Below are 5,661 nucleotides of genomic sequence, written 5' to 3'. Positions count from 1 at the left end.
CGGTCCGCCTGCTCTGCCGGGTCGGGCACCGGCAGCGACGCCAGGAGCCGCTGCGTGTACGGGTGCTGCGGCGACCCGAGGACCTCGGCCGTCGTTCCCGTCTCCACGAGGTCACCGCGGTAGAGGACGGCGATCCGGTCGGACAGCGCGCCGACGACCGCCAGGTCGTGGCTGATGAAGAGCGAGGCGAAGCCGAAGTCCTGCTGCAGCTCGAGGAAGAGCTCCAGCACGCGGGCCTGCACCGAGACGTCGAGCGCGCTCGTCGGCTCGTCGGCGATGAGCAGCTTCGGCCGTAGCGCGAGCGACCGGGCGAGCGAGGCGCGCTGGCGCTGCCCACCGGAGAGCTCGTGCGGGTACCGGTCGCCGTACGCGGCGGGCAGCTGCACGGCCTCCATCAGCTCGTCGACCTGCTTGCGCGCGGCCCGCGGCGAGGACGCCACCCCGTGCACGACGAGCGGTTCGGCGACGCACTCGGCGATCGTCAGCAGCGGGTTGAACGAGGTCGCCGGGTCCTGGAAGACGAACCCGATGTCCTTGCGCAGCCGCTTGAAGTCGCGCTCCCGGTACCCGAGCATCTCGGTGCCGAGGACGTTGAGCGAGCCGCCGGTGATCTTCGTCAGGCCGGCGATCGCCCGGCCGATGGTGGTCTTGCCGGAGCCGGACTCCCCCACCAGGCCGAGGACCTCGCCGGGTCGGATCGCCAGGTCGACGCCCTTGACCGCGCGGAACGCCGGGGCGCCGAAGCGGCCCGGGTACTCGATCTCCAGGCCCTTCGCGGAGACGACGGGTTCGACGTCCTCGGTGATGAGGGCGCGTCGGGCGACACCGGTGCTCGCCTCGAGCCGGGGCACGGCCGCCAGCAGGCGCTTCGTGTAGTCGGCCTGCGGGTCGCTGAAGAGCTGCGCGACCGGGGCCTCCTCGACGATCTCGCCCTGGTACATCACGGCGACGCGGTCGGCCAGGTCGGCGACGACGCCCATGTTGTGCGTGATGATGACGATCGCCGCACCGAACTCGTCACGGCAGCGACGCAGCAGGTCGAGGATCTCGGCCTGCACCGTCACGTCGAGGGCGGTGGTCGGCTCGTCGGCGATGATGACGCTCGGCTCGAGGGCCAGGGCGCTCGCGATCACGACGCGCTGCTTCTGCCCGCCGGAGAACTGGTGCGGGTAGTGGTCGACGCGCTGCTCCGGGTCGGGGATCCCGACGCGGCGCAGGTAGTCGATCGCCTTGACGCGCGCTTCTCTCCTGGAGACGCCGCCGTGCGCCCGGAGGCCCTCGGCGATCTGCCACCCGACGGTGAAGACCGGGTTCAGCGCCGTGGACGGCTCCTGGAACACCATCGCGCCGGCGGTCCCGCGGAGTTCCCGCAGCTTCTGCGACCCGACGGACACGACATCGGTGCCGTCGAGGAACACGGCGCCGCCGAGCGTCGCCGTCTCCGGCATCAGCCGGAGCATGCTCCGCGCGGTGACGGACTTGCCCGAGCCGGACTCGCCGACCAGGGCGAGGACCTCGCCGGGACGGACGTCGATGCTGACGCCCTTGACCGCGTCGACGGCGCCGCCGTCGGTCGCGAAGGTGACGGTGAGGTCGTCGACGACGACCACCGGCTCGTTCCGGTCCGTGCCGGACTGGAGGCTCGTGGTTGCGTCGGTCATGCTGCTGCCCCTTCCGCGCTGGTCGCCTTGTCCCGGGTGGAGACCAGCTGCTTCAGCCGCCGGCGCGCACGCAGACGGGGATCGGAGATGTCGTTGAGGCTCTCGCCGATGAACGTGACCCCGAGGACGAGCAGCACGATCGCCATGCCCGGGTAGACGCCGGTCCACCAGACGCCGCTCGCGACGTCGGACAGGGCGCGGCTGAGGTCGTAGCCCCACTCGGCGCCCTGGGTCGGGCCGATGCCGAACCCGAGGAAGCCGAGGCCGGCCAGGGTCAGCACCGCGTCGCTCGCGTTCAGCGTGAGGATGAGCGGCAGGGACCTGGTCGAGTTCCGCAGCACGTGTCGGGTCATGATGCGCCACGGGTTGGTGCCGATCACGCGGGCCGACTCCACGAAGGCGTCGTTCTTCAGCCGGACGGCCTCAGCCCGGACCACGCGGAAGTACTGCGGGATGTAGACCACGGTGATCGAGATCGCCGCCGCCGTGATGCCGCCCCAGTAGTCCGAGTTGCCTCCGGAGACCACGATCGAGACGACGATGGCGAGCAGCAGGGACGGGAAGGCGTAGATGGCGTCGGCCACGACCACGAGGACGCGGTCGAGCCAGCCGCCGATGTACCCGGAGATCATGCCGAGGACGACGCCGATCGCGATGGACACGACGACGGCGACGATGACGACGAGCACCGCGGTCCGTGCGCCGTAGACGACGCGACTGAAGACGTCCAGCCCGCCGACCGTGGTGCCCCAGATGTGGTCGGCGCTCGGAGCACCGGTGCGCGGGAAGTTCGTGCCGCCCGCGGTCTGCTGGTCACCGAAGCCGTACGGCGCGATGAGCGGGGCGAAGACCGCGACGAGCAGGTAGAGGGCGCAGATGACCACGCCCACGATGAGCATGGCGCGCTGCCATCCGGTGCTCCGACGGAGCTGGACGACGACGGGCAGCCGCTTCCAGAGCGGCTCGTGGCGGTCGACGAGGGTGATGTCGGACATCGTCAGAACCTCACTCTCGGGTCGATGAGCGCCGCGACGACGTCGACGATGAAGTTCGTGACGGCGACGATCACCGCCAGCATCGCGACGATGCCCTGCACGGCGACGAAGTCACGGGCGGACAGGTACTGGTTGAGCTCGAAGCCGAGCCCGCGCCAGCCGAAGGTCGTCTCGGTGAGCACCGAGCCGCCGAGCAGCATGGCGATCTGCAGGCCCATCACGGTGATGATCGGCACGAGGGCCGGGCGGAACGCGTGCGTCCGGACGAGCCGCGACTCGCGCACTCCCCGGGAGCGTGCGGCGTCGACGTACTCGGAACCGAGCGAGCCGATCATGTTCGCGCGCACCAGGCGCAGGAAGATGCCGGCCGTCAGCAGCCCGAGCGTCAGCGCCGGCAGGACCGCGTGCTGGAGGACGTCGCTGATGATCTGGCCGTTGCCGGTCCGGATCGCGTCGATGAGGAACACCCCGGTGGGGTTCTCGATGCGGTCGAGGATGAGCTGGGCGCGGGTGGAGGCCCGGTCGCCGAGCGGCAGCCAGTCGAGCCAGACCGAGAAGACGAGCTTGAGGAGCAGGCCGCCGAAGAACACCGGCGTCGCGTACGTCAGGATCGCGAGCGCGCGGAGCAGCACGTCCGGCCACTTGTCGCGCAGGTACGCGGCGAGCATGCCGAGCGGGATGCCGAGCACGAGGGCGACGATGAGCGCGTAGAACACGAGCTCCGCGGTCGCGCCGCCGTACTGCAGGATGATCTCGGTGACCGGGCGGTTGTCGGTGACCGACGAACCGAAGTCACCGCGGACGATCTGCCCGAGGTACTCGAGGTACTGGACGATCACGGGGCGGTCGTACCCGGCGGCGTGCAGGCGTTCCTGCAGCTGCGTCGGCGTGAGTCGCCCGCCGACGGACGCGGTGATCGGGTTCCCGACGACGCGCATCAGGAAGAAGACCAGTGTCACCAGGATGAACACGGTCGGGAAGATGAGGAGGAAGCGGACGAAGACGTACCGACCGAGGCCACCGCCGCTGGCACGTCGCTGTGCCTGCGGCTTCGTGGGCTCCGTGTCGATCGCCTCGGGGTTCGTGAGGGTCACGGGGATGGGTGCCTTTCGCAGGACGCGGACGAGGGGCGCTCCTCGTGGGAGCGCCCCTCGTCGTGCGTCGGGTTACTTGCTGATCGTCCCGTAGCGGAACTTGAAGGACGCGTCGAGCGTGACGCCCTTGACGCCCTTGCCGGCGACTGCCACCGACTTGCCCTGCAGGAGCGGCAGGGTCGAGATCTGCTCGGCCTCGCGCTGCTGGGCCTGCTCGATGATGTCCGCGCGCTTGTCCTTGTCGGACTCCTCCTGCTCGTCGGCGATCAGACCCTGGATGGTCGGGTCGTCATAGTGGTTCTGCACGAAGTTGTCCTTCGTGAAGAACGGCGAGAGGTAGTTGTCCGCGTCCGAGAAGTCCGGGAACCAGCCGAGCTGGTACAGCGGGTAGGCGTCCTTCGTGCGGTCCACGGCGTAGGTCGTGTAGACCGTCGACTGGATGTTGACGGTGAAGAGCCCCGAGTTCTCGAGCTGGGTCTTCAGCGTCGCGTACTCGTCGTCCGATGCGGAACCGTAGTGGTCCGGCGAGTACTGGATGTCGAGCTCGATCTTGCCCGACACACCGGCGTCCGAGAGGGTCTTCTTGGCCTTCTCGACGTCCGGGGCACCGTTGCCGTCACCGTAGAGCGACTTGAACGGCGTCGCAGCACCGGTGAGGCCGTCCGGCACCATCGAGTACACGGGCGTGTAGGTGTTGTTGTAGACCTCCTTGGCGAGCTCGTCGCGGTCGACGACGTCGGCGACGGCCTGGCGCACGGCCAGGGCCTTCGTCGCGTCGGCGTCGGACTGGCCGGTGCCGAAGGGCTGCGTCTTGAAGTTGAAGACCACGTAGCGGATCTCGCCGCCGGGGCCGTCGATGACCTGCAGCTTGCTGTCCTTGCGGAGCGAGGAGATGTCGGTCGGGGTCAGGGAGCGGTACGCCACGTCGACGTCGCCCTTCTGGACCGCGAGCTTGAGGTCGGTCTCCTTGGTGAAGTACTGGGCGGTGACGTCCTTGGTCTTCGCCTTGTCGAGGACCCCGTCGTACTTGGGGTTGGCCTCGTAGGAGATGAGGTCGTTCTCCTTGTAGGACTTGATGACGTACTGCCCCGCGAAGGCGTTGCCCTTGACGATGTCCGCCGCGCTCGTGAGCTTGGTCGCCGAGAAGACGTCCTCGTCCACGATCGGGCCGGCGGGGCTCGAGAGCACCTGCGGCCAGGTCTGGTCGGCGTGGTCGAGGTGGAACACGACCGTGGTGGCGTTCGGCGTGTCGATGCTCTTGAGGTTCGCGAGCAGCGACCACGGGCCGTTGTCGTTCTTGATCTTCAGGTCGCGGTCGAACGAGAACTTGACGTCGCTCGAGGTGAGCTTGTTGCCGTTCGCGAACTCGAGGCCCTTCTTCAGGGTGACCTCGTACGTCGTCGGGTCGGTGAACTCGCCCTTCGTGGCGATGTCCGGCTTGACGTCCGGGCTGCCCGTCGGGGTGTTCATCAGGAACGGGAAGACCTGGTTCTGGACGGCGAAGGAGCCGTTGTCGTAGGAGCCCGCCGGGTCGAGCGACGTGATCTTGTCGGTCGTGCCGATGATCAGGCCGTTCAGGTCGTCGGAGCTGCCGCTGCCGCCGCCCGCGCAGCCGGTCAGCACCAGCGCGGTCGCTGCTGCTCCGGCGCCGAGCGCGAGGGTGCGCTTGCCCCACTTGGTCACGGATGCCATGTCCGATGCCTCTCTGGTGTTGGTTGCAGGAGCTCCTGGACGGGAGGTGGAACGACTGTGTGCCCGACCAGGAACACTCATTGGGAGACACCCTGCCACGGAACTCGGTCCCGCGGGGGCTGTTTGTTTACACCGCTGTAACGCGGGACGGTGCCGCGCGGCGCACGATTCCGCTAGTCGAGCGCGGCGCGGCGCGCACGTTCGTTGCGCACTGCAACG

4 protein-coding genes are annotated in these 5,661 nt (G+C 68.8%); all 4 read right to left on the bottom strand.

The window, feature by feature from the left end:
- Nucleotides 1-1,661: ABC transporter ATP-binding protein (locus tag OXR63_RS17900; RefSeq protein WP_267425582.1), on the bottom strand; the 1,661-nt coding region annotated here is incomplete at its 3' end.
- On the bottom strand, nt 1,658-2,656 hold the full coding sequence (locus tag OXR63_RS17895) for an ABC transporter permease (RefSeq protein WP_267425580.1): 999 nt from the start codon (nt 2,654-2,656) through the stop codon (nt 1,658-1,660). The genes OXR63_RS17900 and OXR63_RS17895, both read right to left, overlap by 4 nt.
- Before the next feature lie 2 nt (nt 2,657-2,658).
- Entirely contained in the window at nt 2,659-3,750 is a 1,092-nt protein-coding gene (locus tag OXR63_RS17890; RefSeq protein WP_267425578.1) for an ABC transporter permease, read from the bottom strand.
- 72 nt (nt 3,751-3,822) lie between these two features.
- The gene (locus tag OXR63_RS17885) at nt 3,823-5,442 is read right to left on the bottom strand and encodes an ABC transporter substrate-binding protein (RefSeq protein ID WP_267425576.1); all 1,620 of its coding nucleotides are present in this window, start codon (nt 5,440-5,442) and stop codon (nt 3,823-3,825) included.
- Nucleotides 5,443-5,661 lie beyond the last annotated feature (219 nt).

This window comes from Curtobacterium sp. GC_Cur_3, assembly GCF_026544205.1.
Taxonomy (GTDB): Bacteria; Actinomycetota; Actinomycetes; order Actinomycetales; family Microbacteriaceae; genus Curtobacterium.
This window is presented reverse-complemented; position numbering and strand designations above follow the sequence as displayed.

Excerpts from the sequence above, each read along its gene's own strand:
- OXR63_RS17895 (WP_267425580.1), bottom strand. The coding sequence starts at position 2,656 with ATGTCCGACATCACCCTCGTCGACCGCCACGAGCCGCTCTGGAAGCGG.
- OXR63_RS17885 (WP_267425576.1), bottom strand. The coding sequence starts at position 5,442 with ATGGCATCCGTGACCAAGTGGGGCAAGCGCACCCTCGCGCTCGGCGCC.